The following is a 21,226-nucleotide window of genomic DNA, read 5'->3' on the forward strand; positions in this document are numbered from 1 at the left end:
AGCCGCGGCGCGCGCGGCTGGGCCGCCGGCTGGGCGGCCGCAGGCTGGGCCGCCGCGGGCGCCCCGGCGGTGGGTGCGCCGGCGCCCTGCTGGGCGGCGGCGGACTGGCTGAAGTCCGGGCGGGCGAAGATGGCCGTGGCCTCGTTACCGTGCGACCGGAACCACACCGCCTCCATCTCCCGGAAGATCGGCGCCTCGGCCGGCAGCTCGGGACGCGGCGTGATCGGCGCGGCCGGGGCAGCCGGAGCCGTGGCGGCCAGCCCCGCCCCGAGGCCGCGACCGGCACCCGGGTCGGCGCCGAAGCCGCCCCCCCGGGCGGATCCGGCCAGGCCCGCCGACAGCCCGGCGCCGGCCGACGACCCGGCGATCGGGCCGACCGGCAGGACCGGCCCGCCCGGCGTCTGGTTCTCCCCGGCGCCCGGGACGCGCTTGGGCAGCGGCTCGACCGTGGGGTACGCGACCGTCGGCGTACCGACCGACATGCCGCCCGCGAAGGCCGGCTGGGCCGGGGCGGCCGGCTGCGCGCCGCTCGGGCCGCCCGCCCGCACCGGGGCCGTGGTGTCGCGCGCCTGCTCCGGGGCCTGCCACGGCGCCGGGGTGGCGGAGCGCCACTGCTCGGTGAGGGTGGCCGAGGCGGTACGACCCCCGCCGTACGCCGGCTCGGCCATGGGGGCCGGGTTGAGCGGCGTCTGCTCGACGGCGAGCGGCTGGCGCGGCCGGGTGATCTGCTGGTCCCGGCTGTGCGTGGGCAGCACCACCGTGGCGGCGGGGAGCGTCACCTGGGCGACGGTGCCGCCCTCCACGTTGCGACGCAGCTCCACCCGGATGGAGTAGCGGGAGGCAAGGCGGCTCACCACGGCCAGACCCATCAGCCGGAACGCCGCGACGTCGACGCTCGGCGGGGCGGCCAGCCGGCGGTTGAGCGAGTCGAGCTGCTCGTCGGTGAGGCCCAGGCCCCGGTCCTCGATCTGGATCAGGACGTAGTCCCGGATCCGCCGGCCGTCGGCGACCACCGTGGTGTTCGGCGGCGAGAAGCGGGTGGCGTTGTCGAGGAGCTCGGCGACGAGCCGGACCACGTCGTTGACCGCGTGCGCGGCGACCGAGATGTCGGTGTCGACCGTGCCGAACTCGATCCGGTTGTAGAGCTCCACCTCGGACTGGGCGGCCCGCAGCACGTCCACCAGCAGGGCGTCGTCCCGGCGCGGCACGGCCGAGTCGGCGCCGGCCAGGACGAGCAGGTTCTCGTCGTTGCGGCGCATCCGGGTGGCCAGGTGGTCCAGCTCGAAGAGCTGCGCCAGCCGCTTCGGGTCCTCCTCGCCGCGCTCGATCGCGTCCAGCTCGCCGATCATCCGGTCGACCAGGGTCTGACTGCGCCGAGCCAGGTTGAGGAACATCGCCGAGACGCTGGTACGCAGCGCGGCCTGCTCGGCCGCGACGCGGACCGCCTCGCGGTGCACCACGTTGAAGGCGAGCGCCACCTGGCCGACCTCGTCGCGGTTGTTGAGCTGGATGGGGTCGCGTACCTGCCGGACGATCTCCTCGACGCCGCCGTCGCCCACGTTGCCGACGTTCTGCAGCCGCTTCACGGCGTCCGGCAGGTCGTGGTTGGCCACGGAGAGGGCGCCCTCGCGCAGCCGGCGCAGCGAGTGGTTGAGCGAGCGGGCCAGCACCACGGCGAGGGTCACGGCGACGACGAGGGTGAGCAGCACCAGCACCGACTCGATGACGGCCTGCCGGATGACGGCCGAACGGGCCTCGTCGGCCTGGCTGAGCAGCCGCTCCTGGAGCCGGATCTCGGCCCAGCGCATCAGGTCGTTGACCGCGCCGATGGCGGCGGTGGCGTCCTGGGCGGTCACCAGCGGACGCTGCCCGACCGAGCGGGTGATGTCGGCGGCCACCCGGTCGGCGAGGGTGACGGCGTCGCCGGAGACGGTGCTGTCGACCAGTGCGCGCTGGGTCGGGTCGGCGGCCAGGGAGAAGGAGAGCAACGCCTCCTGCTGGCTGGTCAGCGTGGCCACGAAGGAGGAGAACTGCTCCTCGTCGAGCTGGCCGGCGACGAGCGCGGTGTAGACGACCGACTGCTCCTCGGCGACGGCCTCCTTCGCCCGGGCGAAGCTGGCCACCGCGCGGCGGGCGTCCGCCAGCCCCTCGTCGCCGGGGAGCTGGGCCAGCCCGTCGCCGTACGCGACCAGGTCGGCGATGACGACGCCGTAGCGCAGCGCGGCCTCGGCGACCGCCATCTGCTGGCGGTCCAGCACCTTCTGGCGGGTGCCGGCCAGCGTCTCCAGGTGCTCGTCGATGGTCGCCAGCCGGTCCCGCACGGCGGCCGGCGGCTCGCCGACCCGCTTGCGCTCCGACCGGTACGCCTCGACCCGCTCGTCGGTGCTGCGCACCCGCACGTTGTACGGGTCCGCCTTCTGCTGCGGCGCGGACAGGAAGGCCGCCGCGGCCATCCGCTCGGCGTGCAGGTCCTGGGTCAGCGCGGAGATGTCGATGGAGAGCGCGGTGAGCGCCCGGGCCTGGGTGGCCTCGTAGGCTCCCTCGCCGACGGAGACGAGCCGGACCGTGGCCAGCGCGAGCACCGCGGCGACCGGCACGACCAGGATCAGCGCCAGCTTGGAGCGGATCCGGGCGTCGCGGAGCCGGGGCAGCCTGCGCCGCTTCGGCTCTGCGGTGTCGCCACTCGCGGGCAGGGTCGTCGGTCCGGTGCTCACGACATCGCCTCCGTCGTTTCTTCCACGCCTGCCCCGCCGACTCGCGCCCGGTGCAGCGGACTGCGCCACACGCGGCACGGCCGCGATTTCATCAGAAGTGATCCTGTTTGGGAAGCCACGGTGGGGCAGGAAACGTTCGGGCGGCACGCATCCCGTGATCCGGTCAACTAATACCTTCAATTCTCCACGCCCGTGAACAGGGCATGTGACTCCAGAGTGGTCATCCATGTCGGATTAGTAAGCGTTTGCAAAGTTCACGTTGCCCCACGATGTGGGATGCACGTCCCGAAACGCTTCCGACGCCTCCGCTTGACCGCAGGGCCCGGCGTTGGCAAGGTTTTGCAGGCTTCGCGCACACCGTACGGCAGACCTATCCCGTTCCTCCACTGAGGACGGACGACCCGGCGGTGACCGGGCAGCACCCGGGCCGCATCTGGAGGACTGAGTTGAGCACCATCCGCTCCGCGACCGCCGCGGCGCTCGCATCGGCCGCCCTGGCCACCACGCTCACCGGCTGCCAGTTCGGCGCGGAGGAGCGGGACACCAGTCCCATCGTCATCGCCGCGGACCTCGAACTCTCCGGCGCGGCGGCGCCCGCCGGCAAGGCGTACCAGCGGGCGCTGGAACTGAAGGTCGAGCAGCTGAACTCCTCCGGCGCGCTGGACGGTCGGCGGATCGAGCTGAGGGTGAAGGACAACCGGTCGGACCCGAGCGAGTCGCTGCGTAACGTCAACGACTTCAGCGGCGATTCGCAAGTCAGCGCCATCATCATGGGCAGCTGCAACGAATGCGCCGTCGGCGCCGCGGCCGCCATCAACCAGAAGCGAATTCCCACCATTGCGCTCGCGCCGTCCGACGCCGTGTCCACTCCGGTGGCCGACCGGCGCTACGTGTTCAAGCTCGCCCCGAACTCGGCGGACAGCGCCACCGCGCTCGCGGCGGAGATGCGCCGCCAGGGCGTCCGCAAGGCGGGCGTGCTGCACACCGACGACGCGTACGGCCGCGAGGGAGTGGCCGCGCTGACGGCCGCGCTGGGCAAGGTCGGCATCAAACTGGTCCACGAGAAGGCGGTCCGTACCACCGACACCGAGGTGGCCGAGCAGGTCCGGGAGCTGATCGACAAGAAGCCCAACGCGCTGGTCGTCTGGACCCCGGCGGAGCAGGCCACGCTCACCGCCGCGGCGGCGCGGCAGGCGAAGTTCGAGGGCCCGCTCTTCTTCGACGCGACGGCCGCCGGCGACCTCTTCCTCGGCGCGGCGTCCCGGGCGACCGAACGCGCGACGATGGTCTTCACCCAGACGATGGTCATCGACGACGTGATCGCCACCACCCCGGCCAAGGCGGCCCGCCGGCAGTGGTTCCAGGACTACACCGCCCGCTTCGGCGGCTACAACGGTTCCTCCTCGTTCGCCGCCGACGCGGTGCAGCTCATCGCGGACGCCGAACTGCGTGCGGGGGGCGAGCCCGGCCGGGTCGACCGCGACGGCATCCGGAACGTGCTGGAGACTTCCCAGATGGACGGCCTCTCCGGGCCGATCCGGATGACCCCGGACAACCACTCCGGCCTGATGCCGCAGGCCCTCACCACGCTGGTCGCGCGCAACGGGCGCTGGCGCCTCGCTGGCTGAGCCGAGGGGATGTGGCCCGCCGACCGGGCGGGCCACATCCCCTCGACCCCGTCTAGCGCCTCACCGGGCCGACGTGGTGGCCCGGACCCAGGGCAGGGCCAGGCGCTCGACCAGCGAGAGGGCGCTGTAGAGCAGGATGCTCATCGCCGCGATCAGCACGATCGCCGCCCAGGCCGTCGCGGTGTCCCCGACGCCGTTGTACTGCAGGATCTGGTAGCCCAGCCCCGGCTGGTCGGAGTAGAACTCGCCGATCACCGCGCCGATCGCGGCCAGTGGCATCGCCACCTTCAGCCCGACGAAGATCTGCGGCAGCGCGGCCGGGAAGCGCACCTTGCGGAACGCCTGCCACCACGAGGCGTTCAGCGACCGGGCCAGCTCGGCCAGGTCGGCCGGGGTGGTGGTGAGACCGGTCGCCGTGGAGAGCACGATCGGGAAGAAGCAGAGCAGGAACACCATGGTCAGGATGGGCTTCTCCCCCCAGCCGACCGAGACCACCAGCAGCGGACCGAGGGCGATCTTCGGCACCGCGTTGATCGCCACCAGCAGCGGCGAAAACATCCGCTCGACGCGCCGGGAGGCGGCCAGGGCCATTCCGATCAGGACCCCGGCGACCGCCGAGAGCAGGAAGCCGACCAGCGTCATCAGGGTGGTCACCCCCAGCGCCGGCACCAACACGTCGGCGGCCGCCCGGAACGAGCTCCACACCGCCTGCGGCGGCGGCAGGGCGGCCGGGTGCACCAGCTCCAGCACCGACGTGACCAGCCACCAGACGGCCAGCGCGATCACCACGCCGAGCAGCGGCAGCCCGACGGCCGCCGGGCGTACGCCGGATCGACGCGTCGGCGTGGGTACGCCGGCGGCGGTGGTCCCCACCCGCCGGGTCCCGGGGTGGCCGGCCCGGGTACCGGTCGTCTCCGTCACGGGTTCTCCTCTCCTGCCGGCCGGGCCGGCACGCGACGGGGGTGCGGCCCCCGGGTCGTCCCGGTGGACCGCACCCCCGTGGCACGGTCGGCGTGATCAGGCCTTCGGCGCGAGGCTGAAGTCGATGATCTGGTCGGGGGTGATGTTCTGCTTGAGCTGGCCGGCGCCCTGCAGGATCGCGATGCTCTTGGCGACCCGGCCGCTGTCCAGCGTGCCGAGCTGGGTGCCGGAGTTGCTGGAGCGCACGTAGCCGGCCATGAGCTGGAGCTCGGCGGCGGCCGCGGCGGGGTTCGCGGCGTCGACGTTCTTCTTCAGCAGCTCGCCCGCCTCCTGCGGGTTGGTGAGCGCGTAGTCCAGGCCCTTCATCAGGGCGGCGGTGAACCGCTTGACCATCTCCGGCTTCTCCTTGGCCGTCTTGGCGGAGGTGATCAGCACGTTGCCGTAGAGGTCCTGCATCACGTTGCTGTACGGCAGCAGGACGGCCTTCTTCTTGGTCACCGTCTCGATGGTGGGCTGGCCGACGACGAACTGGCCGATCCCGTCCACCGCACCGGAGGCGAGGGTGCCCATCAGGGTCTGCGCCTCGCCGTTGACCCACGTCACCTTGCTGGCGTCCACGCCGGCCAGCCGGGCGTACGTCGGGAAGAGGTTGCGCACGACGGAGCCGGGGGTGTCGGCGAGCTTCTTGCCCTCCAGGTCCTTCGGCGACGCGATGCCCTTGCCCTCGACGGTGGCGATGGCGGCCATGGTGCGCTGCTGGATCGCCGCGACCGCGACGAAGTCCTTGGCCTGGCCGTTGCCGAGCTGGAGCAGACCGCCGGTGAGGTCGATCGGGCCGAAGTCGGCCTGCCCGCCGGTGATTGTCTGGATCACACCGCCGGTTCCCTGACCCGGCTTGATGTCGACGTCGAACCCGGCCTCCTTGAAGAAGCCCTTCTCCTTCGCGACCCAGGCGTAGGAGTCACGGCCGAAGTTGCCGAACGAGGTGAGGTAGGTCACCTTCTCCAACGCCCCGCCGCTGCCACCCTTGGCGTCGGCGCCGGAGTCCGAGTCGCCACTGCACCCGGAGACCAGGGCGAGGGCGGTGGCCAGCGCAGCGGCAGCGACCGTACGGGTCAGCCTTCTCATCAGTGCACCATGTCCTTTCCGCCCGGCGGGGACAGGCCGCCGCCGGAGGGGGTTGTCTGGCGGGCCGGCGGAGGGGTTTGGCCGGCGCCACCGTCTTGAGGGGACTCTTAGCGGGCACAGCGTACGAGAAACCGCCCTGCGTAATGCCCGGCGTATGGGTTTCGTTACGGAAAAATCCTCGCGTCCACCCCGGACGACGTGGCGTCCACACCCGCCGGTTACCCTGGGCCGCTACTGCTGATCGCTGGCTCAGGAGGTCGCCGGAGATGATCCAGCTTTCCGGGGTGTCCCGCACCTTCGACGGCGGCAGCGGCCGAGTCGAGGCGCTGCGCGGCATCGACCTCGACGTGGCGGCCGGCGAGTTCGTCGCCGTACTCGGCCGCTCCGGTTGCGGCAAGTCCACGCTGCTCCGCCTGATCGCCGGCCTGCTCCCGGTCAGCGAGGGCACGATCACCGTGGCCGGTACGCCGATCACCAGGCCGCGCCCGGACATCGCGATGCTCTTCCAGCGACCGGCCCTGCTCCCATGGCGCACGGTCCTGGACAACGTCCTGCTCCCGGTGGAGATCTTCGGCTGGAAGCGGGCCAAGCACCGCGACCGGGCCCGCCAGCTGCTGGACCTCGCCGGACTGGGCGGCTTCGAGAAGCGGCTGCCGCACGAGCTCTCCGGCGGCATGCAACAGCGGGTCTCGCTGTGCCGGTCGCTGATCGGCGAGCCCCGGGTGATGCTGATGGACGAGCCGTTCTCCGCGCTCGACGCGCTCACCCGCGAGGAACTCTCCGGCGAACTGCAACGCGTGCACATGACGTCCGGGGCCACCGTCGTCTTCGTCACCCACTCGATCGACGAGGCGGTGCTGCTGGCCGACCGGGTCGTCGTGCTCAGCCCCCGGCCGGGCCGGATCCGCAAGGTGGTCGACGTGAACATCCCGCGACCGCGCACCCTCGGACGCAACGCGCACCTCGCGGACGTCGCCCGGGTCAGCGCCGACCTGCACGAGCTCCTCATGGAGCGGGACCTGCCGGCGGGGGCCGGCGCGGGAGGGCGGTGAGCATGCGGGTCTCCGTCTTCACGGAGCCGCACCGCGGCGCCAGCTACGACGACCAGCTCCGCTTCGCGCGGCTGGTCGAGGCCGGCGGCTTCGAGGGCTTCCTCCGCGCCGACCACTACCAGGCGATGGGGGACGAGCCGGGGCTGCCCGGTCCGACCGACGCCTGGCTCACGCTCGCCGCGCTGGCGCGGGAGACCAGCCGGATCCGGCTCGGCACCCTGGTCACCTCGGCGACCTTCCGGCTGCCCGGCCCGCTGGCGCTGATGGTGGCGCAGGTCGACCAGATGAGCGGCGGCCGGGTCGAACTGGGCATCGGCGCCGGCTGGTACGAGCGCGAGCACACCTCCTACGGCATCCCGTTCCCGCGCGTCGGCGAGCGCTTCGACCGGCTGGCCGAGCAGCTGGAGATCGTCACCGGGCTGTGGCGGACGCCGCCCGGCGAGACGTACAGCTTCACCGGCGAGCACTACCGGCTGGTGGACGCGCCGGCGCTGCCGAAGCCGGTGCAGGTGCCCGGCCCGCCCGTCATCGTGGGCGGACGCGGCCCGAAGCGCACCCCCGAACTCGCCGCCCGGTACGCCGACGAGTTCAACATGCCGTTCAAGACCGTCGCGGAGACCGCCGCCGCGTACGAGCGGGTGCGGGAGGCCTGCGACCGGACCGGGCGGGCCGGATCGGGACGCGCCCCGCTGACGCTCTCCGTCGGGATCGTGGTCGCGATCGGCCGCACCGACGCGGAGGCACACCGCCGCGCCGCGCCGCTGCACGTCAAGAGCGCACTGCCGCCGGAGGACCCGGTGGTCGGCTCGCCCGCGCAGCTCGTCGACCGGATCGGCGAGTTCGCCGCGATCGGGGCGACCCGCGTACACCTGCGGCTGATCGACCTCGCCGACCTCGACCACCTGGAGCTCATCGCCGCCGAGGTGCTCCCCCGACTGGACGGAACCCGATGACCGACACGCAGCTGGAACTCGGCCCGGTGGGCCAGGAGATCGTGTACGAGAACGACCGGGTCCGGGTCTGGCACATCCGGCTGGAGCCGGGCGAGCGGCAGCCGCTGCACCGGCACGACCACCCGTACCTGGTGGTGGCGATCCAGGGCGCGAAGAACGTCGTGCAGACGATCGACGGCACCCGCATCGACGCCGACGAGCCGACCGGCGGGGTCGTCTACCGGGATCCGGGCGCGGTGCACATGCTCACCAACGTGGGCGACACGACGTACCTGGCCCGGCTGGTCGAACTGAAGTAACCGCCGGCCGGCGGGTCGGAGCGGCTCGCGGCGCGCCGGTGGCGGCCTGGTCAACAGGTGCGTAACGTGCCGGACATGGCCTTTCGGACCTGGGGCAGACTGCTGCTCACGGCGCTCGCGGTGAGCCTGCTGGCCGGCGCCGGTCAGCTCGGCGTCGCCTTCGGTCTCGGCATCGTCCGGCTCACCGGCTCCTTCACCGGCGCCACCGTCAACCAGTGGCCGGCCCAGCTCGTCTGGGTGGGCTGGTTCGCGGCGAACGCCGCCGTGCTGGGTGCGGTGCTCACCGAGCGCCTGGCCCGCCGGGGCGACGGGCTGGCCGGCACCGGGCGCCTGCTCGCGGTCGCCGGCGCCGCCGCGCTGGGCGCGACGGTCGTCGCGCCGCTCTGCATGCAGCCCGCCCGGGCCGCCGAACTCGTCTCGGTGGACCCCGTCTGGGCCGTCGGAATCTGCGCGGTCCTCGGTGCGCTGGCCGGCGCGGGCGCCGCCCTCGCCGTACTGCTCCAGCCGCCGGTGGGCTGGAACATGGCGGCGGTCGCCGGCGCGGTCTGGCTGCTGGCCCTGGTGTCGGTGGCGCCCACGCTCGTCTCGACCGGGCCGCTGCCCTCCGTACGCCTCGGGGTGCTGGAGCCGTCGTGGCTCGCCGCCGGCGCGGCACAGCGGCTCGCCCTGGTGGTCCTGCCGCTGGTGGCGCTGCTGGCCGGCGCGGCGACCGGCGGGCTGGCCCGGTGGCGTGGGCAGCCGCCGCTGGTCAGCGGCGCGACGGGGGTCGCGGGCCCGGTGCTGGTCGCCTTCGCCTACCTGACCGCCGGCCCGGGCGACACGGCCGACCGCTACCAGCTCACCCCCTACTACGCCGCGCTGCTCGCGGTGGCCGCCGGCGCGCTCGGGTCCGCCGCCGCGGCGCTGCTGCGCTGGCCGCTCGGCACGCGCACCGCCCCCACCGGGGCCATCGAGCCGACCGACATCCTGCGCCCGCTGCCCGCCGGCCCCGTCCGGCCGCAGCGTGCGGCCCCGGCCGCCGACGGCGAGGAGCCGGAGACGCTCGACCTGGCCGGCGCCGACCTGGCCGCCACCGGCCGGGCCGGGCGGGAGCGGGCCGCTGACGTGGGCTCCGGCGGCCTTGTCGCCACCGGCGACACCCCGCCGCACCGGGCCGTCCCGCCGCACTGGGACTGGCCGGCCCACGGCGGCACCGCCCCCGCCGCCGACGCCCCGCCGGTCGGCAACTCGCAGCGGGTGGCCGCCTCGCCCGCCCCGGGCACGGCGGCGACGACCGGCCGCCCGGACGAACCGTCGCCCGCCGCGGCGGACGACGTCACCGACGCCCGCACCCCGACGGCCCCGGCCGCGACGCCCACCTCGGCGGGCCCGGCCGCGACCCCCGCGCCAGCCGGCGAGGACCCGCCGGCGCGACGGGCGACGCCCGACGGGGACGCGACGCGGATCGGCCGGGCGGCGCGGGCTGAGGGCGCGGCACCGGCTCAGGTCGGCGCGCCGACTCAGAGCGCGGCGCCGGCTGAGGTCGCGGCGCCGGCTCACAGCGGGACGCCGGCTGAGGTCGAGACGCCGGCACAGCACGTGGCGCCGACGGGAGCACCGGAGGCGCGGCCAGTGGCCGCCGAGGACCCGGCGGTGGCCGTCGCCCCGGCCGAGGAGGCGAGCGCCGACGAACGGTCGACCGGGCGGGTGGCGCGGGTCGGGCAGCCGACCGAGCCGGCGGCGCGGGTCGAACCGCCGGCCGACGGGGCGGCGACCGTCCGGCAGCCGGCCAGGAAGGCGGCGCCCGTCGGACGGCCGGCGGAGAAGGCTGCGTCCACCGAGCAGCCGGCCGATGCGGCGCCCCCCGCCGAGCCGTCCGCCGCGCCGGGCGCCCCCAAGCCCCGCCGCCCACGCAAGGCCCGGTCGACGCGCGCGTCGGCCGCGGTGCCGCCGGCCGGCACGGACGCGACGCCCGACGCCGACGTGCCCGTGAGCGAGGCCGCCGCACCGGCTGCGAAGCCGTCGCCGACGGCACCGGACGCCCCGGCCCGGCCCGACGCGCCGCGCGGCGCGGCACCAGACGCCCCGGCGGGCGGAGCGGCGGCGGAGGCCCTCGTCCCGGCCCCGCCGCCCGGGCCCGCCGCGCACCCCGAGCCGGTCCCGCCCGTCGGCCCGGCCGGCCTCTTCGCTACGACGACCGGAGCCGAGCCCGCCCCACTGTGGCCGGTGCCGACCCGGGTCCGGCCCGACGCGGCCGAGGCCACGCCCGTCGCGGAGTCCGCACCCGAGCAGGCGCCCCGCCCCCGGCACCGGGCCCCGATGCCCGACCTGGCCCGGGCCGCCAACTGGGACGCCCTCGCCACCGCCCGGCGTGCCGGCCCCGTCCCGGCACCGGCACCGGCCGACGGCACGCCGGCCGAGGAGACGCCCGCGACCGCCCCCGCGGCCGACCCGGCGTCCCCGGCCGAGGCCGAGCCGGCCACCGGTCGGTCCCGGATCCGGCTGGGGCTGTTCCGCCGCAACCGGTCCCGCACCGAGGACGCCCCGGCAGACCGGGATGCCGCCGAGGCGCTGCCGGAGCAGGACGAGGAGTACGTGGACTGGGTCACCGGCCTGAGCCGGCCCGTGCCGGACAACGAGCCCGAGCAGGAGAGCGGCCGGCGGTCGTTGCGCTCCACCGGCCGCCACCACCGCGACTGACCCGGCCGGCACCACCGGACCGGCCGGGCCACCGGGCCGCCACCGGGACGTACGGGTCACCCCATGCGGTGGCGCCCGGCCCCCGGGCGGTCGCCCCGGTCAGGCCAACGGCAGGTAGACCCGGCCGCCGGAGGAGACGAACTGCGCCGACTTGTCCTTCATGCCCCGCGCCGCGTACTCCTTCAGCTCCTGGGTGATCTTCATGGAGCAGAACTTCGGCCCGCACATCGAGCAGAAGTGCGCGGTCTTCGCGGGCTCGGCCGGCAGCGTCGCGTCGTGGTACGACCGGGCCGTCTCCGGGTCCAGCGAGAGGTTGAACTGGTCCTCCCAGCGGAACTCGAACCGCGCCTTGGAGAGCGCGTCGTCCCACGCCTGCGCGCCCGGGTGGCCCTTGGCCAGGTCGGCCGCGTGCGCCGCGATCTTGTACGCGATCACGCCGGCCTTCACGTCGTCGCGGTCCGGCAGCCCCAGGTGCTCCTTCGGGGTCACGTAGCAGAGCATCGCGGTGCCGAACATGCCGATCATCGCCGCCCCGATCGCCGAGGTGATGTGGTCGTACGCGGGGGCGATGTCCGTGGTCAGCGGGCCGAGGGTGTAGAACGGCGCCTCGTGGCACCACTCCTGCTGGAGGTCCACGTTCTCCTTGATCTTGTGCATCGGCACGTGGCCCGGGCCCTCGATCATCACCTGCACGTCGTGCTCCCAGGCGACCTTCGTCAGCTCGCCCAGGGTGCGCAGCTCGGCGAACTGCGCCTCGTCGTTGGCGTCCGCGATCGAACCGGGGCGCAGCCCGTCGCCCAGCGAGAACGTCACGTCGTAGCGGGCCAGGATCTCGCACAGCTCCGCGAAGTTCGTGTACAGGAAGTTCTCCTCGTGGTGCGCGAGGCACCAGGCCGCCATGATCGAGCCGCCCCGGGAGACGATCCCGGTCACCCGGTCCACCGCCAGCGGCACGTACGGCAGCAGCACCCCGGCGTGCACCGTCATGTAGTCGACGCCCTGCTCGGCCTGCTCGACGACGGTCTCCCGGAACACCTCCCAGCTCAGCTTCACCGGGTCGCCGCCGACCTTCTCCAGCGCCTGGTAGATCGGCACGGTACCGATCGGCACGGGCGAGTTCCGCACGATCGCCTCGCGCGTCTCGTGGATCCGCTTGCCGGTGGAGAGGTCCATCACCGTGTCCGCGCCCCACCGGGTCGCCCAGGTCAGCTTCTCCACCTCCTCGGCGACCGACGAGGTGACCGCCGAGGTGCCGATGTTGGCGTTCACCTTCACCAGGAACGCCTTGCCGATGATCGCCGGCTCGCACTCGGGGTGGTTGACGTTGAGCGGCAGCACCGCCCGCCCGGCCGCGATCTCGTCCCGGACGAACTCCGGCGCCATCCCCTCCCGGACCGCCACGAACTCCATCTCCGGCGTGACGACGCCGGCCCGGGCGTACGCGAGCTGGGTGGGGCGCCGGCCGTCCGCGCCCGCGAGCGGGGTGCCCGCGCCCCGCACCGGTGCGACGTCACCGCGCTCGGCGATCCACCCTCCGCGCAGCGGCGGCAACCCGACCTCCGGGTCGGAGCCGGGTCCGGAGGTGTCGTAGAGCCGCACCGGCGGGTTGCCGCCGGCCAGTTCCACCTCGGCGAACGGCACCCGGACGTCCGGCCGGGCCCCCTCCACGTACACCTTGCGACGTGCCTGCATGACAGCCTCCCTGGTGATCAAGCGGACCAGCCGAAGTGGTCCAGCGGGCCGCGTCCCGCGCCCAGCTCCCAGCCCCGCGCGCCGGTCAGCGCGCGGAGGACGTACTCCTTGGCGGCGGCGACCGCCGTCGGCACCGGGTCGCCGAGCGCCAGCCGGACGGCGATCGCCGCCGAGAACGAGCACCCGGTGCCGTGGTTGTGCCGGGTGTCGACCCGCGGCGCGCGGAGCAGGGTGGTGACGCCGCCGCCGTGCAGCACGTCGACCGCCTCGCCGTCGGCGTCCACGTCCCCGCCGGTCACCACCACGTGCGCCGGCCCGCCGGCGGCCAGCGCCTCGGCGGCGGCCACCATCTCCTCGACCGTGCTCACCGGGCGTCCGGTGAGGGCCGCCGCCTCCGCGCAGTTCGGCGTCGCCACCAGCGCGTACGGCAGCAGCCGCTCGACCGCGGCGACCACGCCCAGCCGGTGCCCGCTGGTGGCGACGAGCACCGGGTCGACCACGAGGTGCGGCAGCCGGCCGTCCCTCGCGGCGCCGGCCACCGCGTCGGCGACCGCCGGGGTGCCCAGCATGCCCGTCTTGACGGCGCGGACCGTGAAGTCGGCGAGCACGCTGTCGAGTTGCTCGGTGACCGTGCGGGGCGGCAGGGGCAGCACGGCGTCCACGCCCCTCGTGTTCTGCGCGGTGATCGCCGTGATCACGCTGGTGCCGTACGCGCCGAGGGCCGCGAAGACCTTCAGGTCGGCCTGGATGCCGGCGCCCGCGCCGGAGTCCGATCCGGCGATGGTGAGCACGGTCGTCGGGGTCATCGTTCCTCTTCCCTGGTCGACGTCGGCGGCTGCGGGGAGACCGCCGACCGGAAGGCGGCGTCGAGGGTGGCGGCGACCCCGGTCGGGTCGTCGGCGCGCATGATCGCGCCGAGCACCGACACGCCGGCTGCTCCCGCCCCGACGCAGGCGGCCACCTGCTCCGGGCTCCGCACCCCGCCCAGCGCGAGGACCGGCGCCGGGCTGTGCCGGATCAGTTCACGCAGCCCGTCCGGGTGCAGGGGCGGGCCGTAGCCGGGCTTGGTGCTGGTCGGGTAGACGGGCGAGAGGGTGGCGTAGTCCTCGGTGGTGAGCCTGGCCAGCTCGGCGCGGTCGTGGCAGGAGCGGCCCACCAGGCCGAGCCTCGGCGGCGGGTACGGGCCCGCGGCGGGCAGGTGGACGGCGTCGCCGCCGAGCGGGTCGGGGCCCGCGACGACCAGGGCACCGCCCGCCTCGGCGAGGATCGCGCGCAGCTCGGCGGCGAGGGCGGCGCGCTCGGCCCGGGGCAGGTCCTTCTCCCGCAGCACCACCCACCGCACTCCCCCGGCGACCGCCCCCGCCACGACCTCGGCCAACGACCGCCGCGCCTGCCACCGGTCCGTCAGCAGCACGACGCCCGCCGGCCCGCGCGCGATCCTGGTGGCAAACGGCCCCTCCGGTGTCCTTGTCGCACCAGGAGCCGACGCCGGTGCCGGAGCGGCCGGCGGGGGCGGGCCGGCGGGGGCGGGGGCGGGGCGGCTCACAGGTCCGGCCTTCCCTCGTCGGGTGTGGAGGCGAGCGCGTGGAAGCGGCGGGCGATCCGGCCCGCCCCGTACGCCAGCCGGCCCGCCTCGACCGCGTACCGCATGGCGGTGGCCATCGCCACCGGGTCGGCGGCACGGGTGACCGCGCTGGCGAGCAGCACCGCGTCGCAGCCCAGCTCCATGGCGAGCGCGGCGTCCGAGGCGGTGCCGATGCCGGCGTCCAGGATCACCGGCACGTCGACGCCCTGCCTGATCAGCCGGATGTGGTGCGGGTTCGACACGCCCAGGCCGGAGCCGATCGGCGCGCCCGCCGGCATCACCGCCGCGCAGCCGACGTCGGCCAGCCGGCGCGCCAGGATCGGGTCGTCCGACGTGTACGGCAGCACGACGAACCCGTCCGCCACGAGCTCCTCGGCGGCGCGCAGCAGCTCCACCCCGTCGGGCAGGAGCGTGCGCTCGTCACCGATCACCTCCAGCTTCACCCAGTCGGTGCCGAACGCCTCCCGCGCCAGGTGCGCCACCTTGACCGCCTCGCCCGCCGTGTAGCAGCCGGCGGTGTTCGGCAGCAGCCGTACGCCGCACCGCTCCAGCAGGTCGAGCAGCCCGCCGGCGGTGCCGGGGGCGGTGTCCACCCGGCGCAGGGCCAGGGTGACGAGTTCGGTGCCGGAGGCTCGGATCGCCTCCTCCAGCACGCGCAGGTTCGCCGCGCCGCCGGTACCGAGGATCAGCCGGGACGTGAAGCTCACGCCGCCCAGGTCGAGGCCCACCGGGTCACCCGCCCTGCGCGGCACTGAGCACCTCGACCCGGTCGCCGTCGCGCAGCGCGGTCGCCGGCCAGCCGCTACGCGGCACCACCTCTCCGTTGACCGCGACGGCGAGGCCGCGTCGCTGGTCGGTGACCGCGCGGACCAGGTCCGCCACGGTCGATCCGCCGGGCAGGCTGCGCCCGACGCCGTTCACCGTCAGTTCCACGGATACTCCTCCTCGGACACGAAGGGACCGGGCCCGCCGGCGGCCGGTGACGCGAAGCGGGCCGGGCTGAAGGGGGCGAGCAGCGGGTCCGCCGTACCCGTCTCGACCAGGTCGGCGATCAGGTCGGCGGTGACCGGGGTGAGCACGATGCCGTGCCGGTGGTGCCCGGTCGCGGCGAGCACCCCGGGCCGGCCGGGCAGCGGGCCGAGGATCGGGGCGTTGTCGGGGGTGCCGGGGCGCAGGCCGGCGAGGGTCTCCACCAGGTCGTACTCGGCCAGCTCGGGCAGCAGGCCGACGCCGGCGCGGAGCAGGCGCAGCACCGCCCCGGCGGTGACGTCGGTGTCGCCGCGCTCCTCGACGGTCGCGCCCACCACCACCTCCCCGTCGGGGCGGGGGACGAGGTAGACGTGCTCGCCGTCGGCGTACCCCCGGATGACGTGCCGGAAGCCCGGCGCGGCGCCGCCGGGCGCGCGGAGCCGCAGCAGCTGCCCCTTCACCGGACGCACGGGCAGCCCGGTCAGGGCCGCCGCGCCGCAGCCGGCCGCGACCACCGTGACCCCGGCGTCCAGCTCGGACAGCGCGCGCACGGCGGCGGGCACCAGCGTGGCACCGGCCCGTTCCGCGGCCGTGCGCAGCGCCCGCACCAGCCGGCGCGGGTCGACCTGGTGGTCGGTGGCGGCGAGCGCACCGCCGCGCACCCGGGGTGCCAGCGCCGGCTCGCGGTCCCGCAGCGCCGAGGGGCGCAGCGGCGTCACGGACAGCCCGAGCCCCTGCTGGTACGCCCACAGCCGGCGCGCCTCGGCCAGGTCGTCGGCGGTGAGCCCGACCATCAGGGTGCCCTCGGTGCGGTAGCCGACGTCCACGCCGCTGACCTCGGTCAGCTCGGCGGCGAAGGCCGGCCAGCGGGCGGCGGAGCCGGTCAGCAGCCCGGTCAACTCGCGCTCGCCGAAGTACGCCTCGGCGACCGGGGCGAGCATCCCGGCGGCGACGTGTGAGGCGCCGGAGCCCGGGGCGGGATCGTGCACGGCGACCCGGAGTCCGCGCGCCGCGCAGCGCCAGGCGATCGCCAGCCCGACCGGTCCCGCCCCCACCACGGCGACGTCCGGTCGGCTCAACACCCCAGCGCCCCCAGCAGCTCCGCCGTCGCCCGGGCCGGATCGGCCGCCCCGCTGATGGCGCCCACCACCGCCACCCCGTACGCACCGGCCGCCAGCAGCGCCGGCACCTCCGCGGCGGTCACCCCGCCGATCGCGACCACCGGCACGTCCACGGCGTCGGCGACGGCCCGCACCCCGGCCGGGCCGATCGGCGCGGGGAGCCCCGTCTTGGTGCTGGTGGCGTGGCAGGGGCCGACGCCCAGGTAGCTGGCGCCGGCCGCGACCGCCCCGGTCGCCGTCCCCGGCTCGCGGGCGGTGGCGCCGAGCACCGCGGTGGCGCCGAGCACCCGGCGGGCCGCCCCGACCGGCAGGTCGTCCGCGCCGACGTGGCCACCCGCGGCGCCCACCGCCAGCGCCACGTGCAGCCGGTCGTTCACCAGGCAGGTTGCGCCGTACCGCTCGCAGAGCGTGACCGCCCGGCGGGCCAGGTCGTACGCCTCCCGGTCGGTGGCGTCGTCCTCCACGCGGACCTGCACGACCAGCTCGGCGCGGGCCACCGGAAGGGCGGCCCGCAGCACGGCCAGCGGGTCCCGCCCGGGACGGGTGTCGGTGATCAGATGCAGTCGCCCGAGGGACGGCACGGCAACACTCCTCCCTGCGCCGGCATTACCCGGATCAGGTTCGACGGTCGGGGGCTCACAGCCCCCCTCTCAGCCCGGTGTACCGGGCTCCCGTGGGTCACTTGCGGGTGTCACCGTACGACGGATCCCCGGATCCGCCAAGGGCGGGCCGTGGATTTCACACCGACCGGCCGAAGCCGACGGGCGAGGTGCGCGTGACCGGTCCGTCACGCGATGCTGTCCGGATGCCCTCCCCGGCCCGGCTCCCGCCCCGGCTCGCCCCTCCTGCCGTTCCGAGGCAGCGCCGCGGTCGCCGAAGGCCTGGTGACCTGGACGATGCTGCGCGGACGGTCCTGGCGGCGCCTGCTCCCCGACGTCCACGTGCACCGTGACGCCTACCGGGTGGACGACCATCGGATGTGGTGCGACGCGGTCATCATCCGTGGGAGCGGCACCCGGTCGGCTGGTGCCGGCCGGAAGACACACCGGCCCCGGCAGGACGGTGCCGGGGCGGTGTCAGCGTGGTTCAGAGGATGGCGCGCAGGGCGTCGAGATCCTCGTCGGTGGGCTGCCAGGTGCCCGCCTCGGCGTTGGCACGCACCTGCTCCGGCGTGGTGGCACCGGCGATCACCGAGGTCACCGCCGGCTGGGCGGCGAGCCCGCCGATCGCCACCTGGAGCATCGACAGCCCCCGCTCGGCGGCGTACGCCTCGATCGCCTCGATGGTGTCCCAGTCGGCGGCGGCGAGACGCTCGGCGTACCGGCCGCCACCGGCGAGGCGACTGCCGGCCGGCGGCGCCTGGTCCCGCCTGTACTTGCCGGTGAGCAGCCCGTTGGCCAGGGGGAAGAACGGCAGCAGCCCGAGGCCGAACCGCTCACAGGCCGGCACCACCTCGGCCTCGACGCCGCGCTCCAGCAGGCTGTAGTGGTTCTGCGCGCTGATGAACCGGGTCCGGCCGGCGGAGGAGGCAACCCAGTCCGCGTCGGCGATCTGCCAGCCGGCGAAGTTGGAGTTGCCCAGGTAGCGCACCTTGCCGGCGCGGACGAGGTCGTCGAGCGCGGCGAGCGTCTCGTCGATCGGCGTTCCCGGGTCGGGCTCGTGCATCTGGTACAGGTCGATGTGGTCGGTGCCGAGCCGGCGCAGCGACGCCTCCACCGCCCGCGCGACGTAGCGACGGGCGCCCCGGGCACCGAAGTCGGGGCCGTTCATGCCGTGCATGTCCATGCCGAACTTGGTGGCCACCACCACGTCGTCGCGCCGCCCCTTGAGCGCCTGGCCCAGCAGTTCCTCGGAGCCGCCCTGCGGCTCGCCGTAGATGTCGGCGGTGTCGAAGAAGTTGATCCCGGCGTCGAGCGCGGCGTCGACCACCGCCCGGGTGCCGTCGAGGTCGAGCTTGCGGCCGAAGTTGTTGCAGCCGATGCCGACCACGGACACCACGAGCCCGGAGTCGCCCAACCGGCGGAAGGTCATCTCAGTCACGAGATCCACCCTATGCCGGCCGTCCGCCGCCCGCCGTGGGCATCGGAACCCGCCCCCCCCCGCCGGTCGAGCACGTCGGCGGCGGGCGGCGGGGATCACGCCACGTCCCAGACCGGTTCGGTGGTCTCCACCACCTCGTTGTCGCCTCCGAAGAGCACGAAGCGGTCGAAGGTGCGGGTGAACCAGCGGTCGTGGGTCACCGCCACCACGGTCCCCTCGAACGCGGTCAGTCCCGCCTCCAGCGCCTCCGCCGAGGCCAGGTCGAGGTTGTCGGTGGGCTCGTCGAGCAGCAGCAGCGTCGCGCCGGAGAGTTCCAGCAGCAGCACCAGGAACCGTGCCTGCTGACCGCCGGAGAGGGTGCCGAAGCGCTGGTCGCCCTGCCCCGCCAGCTCGTACCGGCTGAGCGCCGCCATCGCGGCGTGCCGGTCCATGCCGGCCCGGTGCTCGTCACCCCGCCAGAGGATCTCGACCAGCGTCTTCGCCATCAGCTCCGGCCGGTCGTGGGTCTGCGAGAAGTGCCCGGGACGCACCCGCGCCCCGAGCCGGGCGACCCCGGCGTGCGTCACCGGCGCCAGCGCGGCAGCGCCGTCGACCGGGCCGTTGGCCGGGTCGGGGTCGGTGCCGCCGCGGGCCAGCAGCCGGAGGAAGTGCGACTTCCCCGTGCCGTTGGCGCCGAGCACCGCGACCCGGTCGCCGTACCAGATCTCCAGGTCGAACGGGTAGGTCAGGCCGTCGAGTTCGAGCTGCTCACAGACCACCGCGCGCTTGCCGGTCCGCCCGCCGGTCAGCCGCATCCGGATGTCCTGGTCCTTGGGCGGTACGGGCGGCGGCCCGGCCTCCTCGAACTTGCGCAGCCGGGTCTGCGCGGCCTGGTAGCGCGACGCCAACCCGTCGTTGTACGCGGCCTTCTGCTTGTACATCAGCATCAGCTCGCGCAGCTTCTGGTGTTCCTCGTCCCAGCGCCGGCGCAGCTCGTCGAGGCGGGCGTGCCGGGCCACCCGTGCCTCGTGCCAGCTCGCGAAGCCGCCCGGGTGCACCCAGGCGCTGCCGCCCTCCACGGCGACCACCCGGTCGGCGGTGTGCGCGAGCAGCTCCCGGTCGTGCGAGACGTAGAGCACCGACTTGGTGGACTCGCGCAGCCGCCCCTCCAGCCAGCGCTTGCCCGGCACGTCGAGGAAGTTGTCCGGCTCGTCGAGGAGCAGCACCTCGTCCGGGCCGCGCAGCAGCAGTTCGAGGGCGAAGCGCTTCTGCTGGCCGCCGGAGAGCGTCCGGACCCCACGCTCCCGGGCACGGTCCCAGGGCATGTCGAGCACGATGGTGGCGACCGTGTCGAAGAGCACCTCGGCGTCGTACCCGCCGACCTCGCCCCAGGCCGCGAGCGCGTCCGCGTACGCCAACTGGGCCTTGCCGGCGGCGGTGCTGTACTTGCCGCGCACCTCGGCCGCCCGCATGGCCGCCTCGGTGTCGACCAGCCGGCGGCCGGCGTCGCGCAGCGCCGGCGGGGCCAGCGACAGCGCCAGGTCGGCCAGCGTGGACTCGTCGCCGATCATGCCGATGAACTGGCGCATCACGCCCAGCCCGCCGGCCCGCGCGACGGCGCCGGTCTTCACCGGCAGGTCGCCCGCGACCATCCTCAACAGCGTCGTCTTGCCGGCGCCGTTCGGCCCTACCAGGGCCACCTTGGCGCCCTCACCGACCCGGAACGACACGTCGGAGAAGAGCTCCCGGCCGTCGGGGAGGATGTGCCCTACCGCTGCCACGTCCACGTATCCCACGTCGGCATCCTGCCCGAGCACCGGCCGGGCGGCCCAACCATTTACCGGGTGACCCGCAGCACCCGGTAGCCCTTCTGGCTGGCGTGCCGCCCCACCTGCCAGCCCTGCTCGACCAGCCAGCGCTGCAACGAGTCACCCCCGAGGTACCGGGCCACCACCAGCCAGGCGACGCCGTCCGGCGCGAGCCGGGGCAGCCAGCGCAGCAGGAGCTGGTGCAGCTCGTCCTTGCCGACCCGGATCGGCGGGTTCGACCAGATCTCGGCGAAGCTCAGGTCGGCGGGCACGTCGTCCGGCCCGGCGACACGTACCCGGTCGGCCGCGCCGATCCGCGCCGCGTTGGCGGCGGTGAGTTCGCGGGCCCGTTCGTTGACGTCCACGGCCCACACGGTCGCCGTGGGCGCCGAGGCGGCGAGCACGCAGGTGATCGGCCCGAAGCCACATCCGAGATCCAGCAGGGCGCCGGTCCTCCCGGCGGCCGGCAGTTCGGCCTTGCGCAGCAGGACCGCCGTGCCGGGGTCGAGGCGGGCGGCGGAGAAGACGCCGCCGGAGGAGGTCAGCGCGTAGTCGTGGCCGGCGACGGAGAACTCGACCTCGCGCGGGTGGGCGGCGGTCGTGGGTTCAGCGGTGAAGTAGTGGTCGCCGGTCACGCCGGCAATTCTCGCACCGCCAC

At 74.9% G+C, this 21,226-nt stretch carries 18 protein-coding genes and 1 riboswitch; of the genes, 5 read left to right on the forward strand and 13 right to left on the reverse strand.

Annotated features, from left to right (window positions below):
• Positions 1–2,714: sensor histidine kinase (locus V6V16_RS15355; protein ID WP_334562719.1), on the reverse strand; the 2,714-nt coding region annotated here is incomplete at its 3' end.
• A gap of 446 nt (positions 2,715–3,160) precedes the next feature.
• On the opposite strand from V6V16_RS15355, the gene V6V16_RS15360 reads away from it, so the two are divergent.
• The gene (locus tag V6V16_RS15360) at positions 3,161–4,342 is read left to right on the forward strand and encodes an ABC transporter substrate-binding protein (RefSeq protein WP_334562720.1); all 1,182 of its coding nucleotides are present in this window, start codon (positions 3,161–3,163) and stop codon (positions 4,340–4,342) included.
• Positions 4,343–4,402: 60 nt separating this feature from the next.
• Here V6V16_RS15360 and V6V16_RS15365 read toward each other — a convergent pair whose 3' ends face one another.
• Both V6V16_RS15365 and V6V16_RS15370 read right to left on the reverse strand, forming a co-directional pair.
• A complete protein-coding gene (locus tag V6V16_RS15365; protein WP_442934092.1) occupies positions 4,403–5,263 on the reverse strand; it encodes an ABC transporter permease in 861 nt (286 codons plus the stop codon).
• Positions 5,264–5,359: 96 nt separating this feature from the next.
• Positions 5,360–6,391 (reverse strand): ABC transporter substrate-binding protein, encoded by a 1,032-nt coding sequence (locus V6V16_RS15370; protein ID WP_334562721.1) that lies wholly within the window; start codon positions 6,389–6,391, stop codon positions 5,360–5,362.
• Between the two features lie 266 nt (positions 6,392–6,657).
• Here V6V16_RS15370 and V6V16_RS15375 point away from each other — a divergent pair, with 266 nt between their 5' ends.
• The 4 genes from V6V16_RS15375 (at position 6,658) to V6V16_RS15390 (ending at position 11,374) form a co-directional block, all read left to right on the forward strand.
• Positions 6,658–7,443, forward strand: coding sequence for an ABC transporter ATP-binding protein (locus V6V16_RS15375; protein ID WP_334562722.1), 786 nt, complete (start codon positions 6,658–6,660; stop codon positions 7,441–7,443).
• A 2-nt stretch (positions 7,444–7,445) separates the two neighbouring features.
• Complete coding sequence (locus tag V6V16_RS15380; RefSeq protein ID WP_334562824.1) at positions 7,446–8,396, forward strand: LLM class F420-dependent oxidoreductase; 951 nt, start codon at positions 7,446–7,448, stop codon at positions 8,394–8,396.
• Positions 8,393–8,695, forward strand: a complete 303-nt coding sequence (locus V6V16_RS15385) for a cupin (protein ID WP_334562723.1) — start codon at positions 8,393–8,395, stop codon at positions 8,693–8,695. The genes V6V16_RS15380 and V6V16_RS15385 overlap by 4 nt, the downstream gene beginning before the upstream one ends.
• A gap of 75 nt (positions 8,696–8,770) precedes the next feature.
• On the forward strand, positions 8,771–11,374 hold the full coding sequence (locus tag V6V16_RS15390) for a hypothetical protein (RefSeq protein WP_334562724.1): 2,604 nt from the start codon (positions 8,771–8,773) through the stop codon (positions 11,372–11,374).
• Between the two features lie 99 nt (positions 11,375–11,473).
• Here the strand turns inward: V6V16_RS15390 and thiC are convergent, their stop codons facing one another.
• From thiC to V6V16_RS15440, 10 genes are all read right to left on the reverse strand, one after another.
• The gene (gene thiC / locus V6V16_RS15395; RefSeq protein WP_334562725.1) at positions 11,474–13,066 is read right to left on the reverse strand and encodes a phosphomethylpyrimidine synthase ThiC; all 1,593 of its coding nucleotides are present in this window, start codon (positions 13,064–13,066) and stop codon (positions 11,474–11,476) included.
• Between the two features lie 17 nt (positions 13,067–13,083).
• Entirely contained in the window at positions 13,084–13,872 is a 789-nt protein-coding gene (thiD, locus tag V6V16_RS15400) for a bifunctional hydroxymethylpyrimidine kinase/phosphomethylpyrimidine kinase (RefSeq protein WP_334562726.1), read from the reverse strand.
• Positions 13,869–14,504, reverse strand: a complete 636-nt coding sequence (locus V6V16_RS15405; protein WP_334562825.1) for a thiamine phosphate synthase — start codon at positions 14,502–14,504, stop codon at positions 13,869–13,871. Before V6V16_RS15405 ends, thiD begins: the two co-directional genes overlap by 4 nt.
• A 104-nt stretch (positions 14,505–14,608) precedes the next feature.
• Complete coding sequence (locus tag V6V16_RS15410; protein WP_334562827.1) at positions 14,609–15,379, reverse strand: thiazole synthase; 771 nt, start codon at positions 15,377–15,379, stop codon at positions 14,609–14,611.
• Between the two features lie 4 nt (positions 15,380–15,383).
• On the reverse strand, positions 15,384–15,584 hold the full coding sequence (gene thiS / locus V6V16_RS15415) for a sulfur carrier protein ThiS (RefSeq protein WP_334562727.1): 201 nt from the start codon (positions 15,582–15,584) through the stop codon (positions 15,384–15,386).
• Positions 15,575–16,702 carry a glycine oxidase ThiO gene (thiO, locus tag V6V16_RS15420; protein WP_334562728.1) on the reverse strand — a complete coding sequence of 376 codons (1,128 nt, stop codon included), beginning with the start codon at positions 16,700–16,702 and terminating at the stop codon, positions 15,575–15,577. The genes thiS and thiO overlap by 10 nt, the downstream gene beginning before the upstream one ends.
• Positions 16,696–17,322, reverse strand: coding sequence for a thiamine phosphate synthase (thiE, locus tag V6V16_RS15425; protein WP_334562729.1), 627 nt, complete (start codon positions 17,320–17,322; stop codon positions 16,696–16,698). The genes thiO and thiE overlap by 7 nt, the downstream gene beginning before the upstream one ends.
• Positions 17,317–17,425: riboswitch (TPP riboswitch) on the reverse strand. Its footprint overlaps the gene before it by 6 nt.
• A 402-nt stretch (positions 17,426–17,827) precedes the next feature.
• Positions 17,828–18,790, reverse strand: a complete 963-nt coding sequence (locus V6V16_RS15430; protein WP_334562730.1) for an aldo/keto reductase — start codon at positions 18,788–18,790, stop codon at positions 17,828–17,830.
• An 86-nt stretch (positions 18,791–18,876) separates the two neighbouring features.
• Complete coding sequence (locus tag V6V16_RS15435; RefSeq protein ID WP_334562731.1) at positions 18,877–20,556, reverse strand: ABC-F family ATP-binding cassette domain-containing protein; 1,680 nt, start codon at positions 20,554–20,556, stop codon at positions 18,877–18,879.
• Positions 20,557–20,597: 41 nt separating this feature from the next.
• The gene (locus V6V16_RS15440; RefSeq protein WP_334562732.1) at positions 20,598–21,203 is read right to left on the reverse strand and encodes a class I SAM-dependent methyltransferase; all 606 of its coding nucleotides are present in this window, start codon (positions 21,201–21,203) and stop codon (positions 20,598–20,600) included.
• Positions 21,204–21,226: the final 23 nt, after the last annotated feature.

Origin of the sequence: Micromonospora sp. CPCC 205561 (assembly GCF_036906775.1) — a bacterium.
Classification (GTDB): domain Bacteria; phylum Actinomycetota; class Actinomycetes; order Mycobacteriales; family Micromonosporaceae; genus Micromonospora.

Bases quoted from the DNA above. Each gene is read 5' to 3' on its own strand.
- V6V16_RS15370 (WP_334562721.1), bottom strand. From the start codon at position 6,391: ATGAGAAGGCTGACCCGTACGGTCGCTGCCGCTGCGCTGGCCACCGCC.
- V6V16_RS15375 (WP_334562722.1), top strand. From the start codon at position 6,658: ATGATCCAGCTTTCCGGGGTGTCCCGCACCTTCGACGGCGGCAGCGGC.
- V6V16_RS15380 (WP_334562824.1), top strand. From the start codon at position 7,446: ATGCGGGTCTCCGTCTTCACGGAGCCGCACCGCGGCGCCAGCTACGAC.
- V6V16_RS15385 (WP_334562723.1), top strand. From the start codon at position 8,393: ATGACCGACACGCAGCTGGAACTCGGCCCGGTGGGCCAGGAGATCGTG.
- V6V16_RS15390 (WP_334562724.1), top strand. From the start codon at position 8,771: ATGGCCTTTCGGACCTGGGGCAGACTGCTGCTCACGGCGCTCGCGGTG.
- thiC (WP_334562725.1), bottom strand. From the start codon at position 13,066: ATGCAGGCACGTCGCAAGGTGTACGTGGAGGGGGCCCGGCCGGACGTC.
- thiD (WP_334562726.1), bottom strand. From the start codon at position 13,872: ATGACCCCGACGACCGTGCTCACCATCGCCGGATCGGACTCCGGCGCG.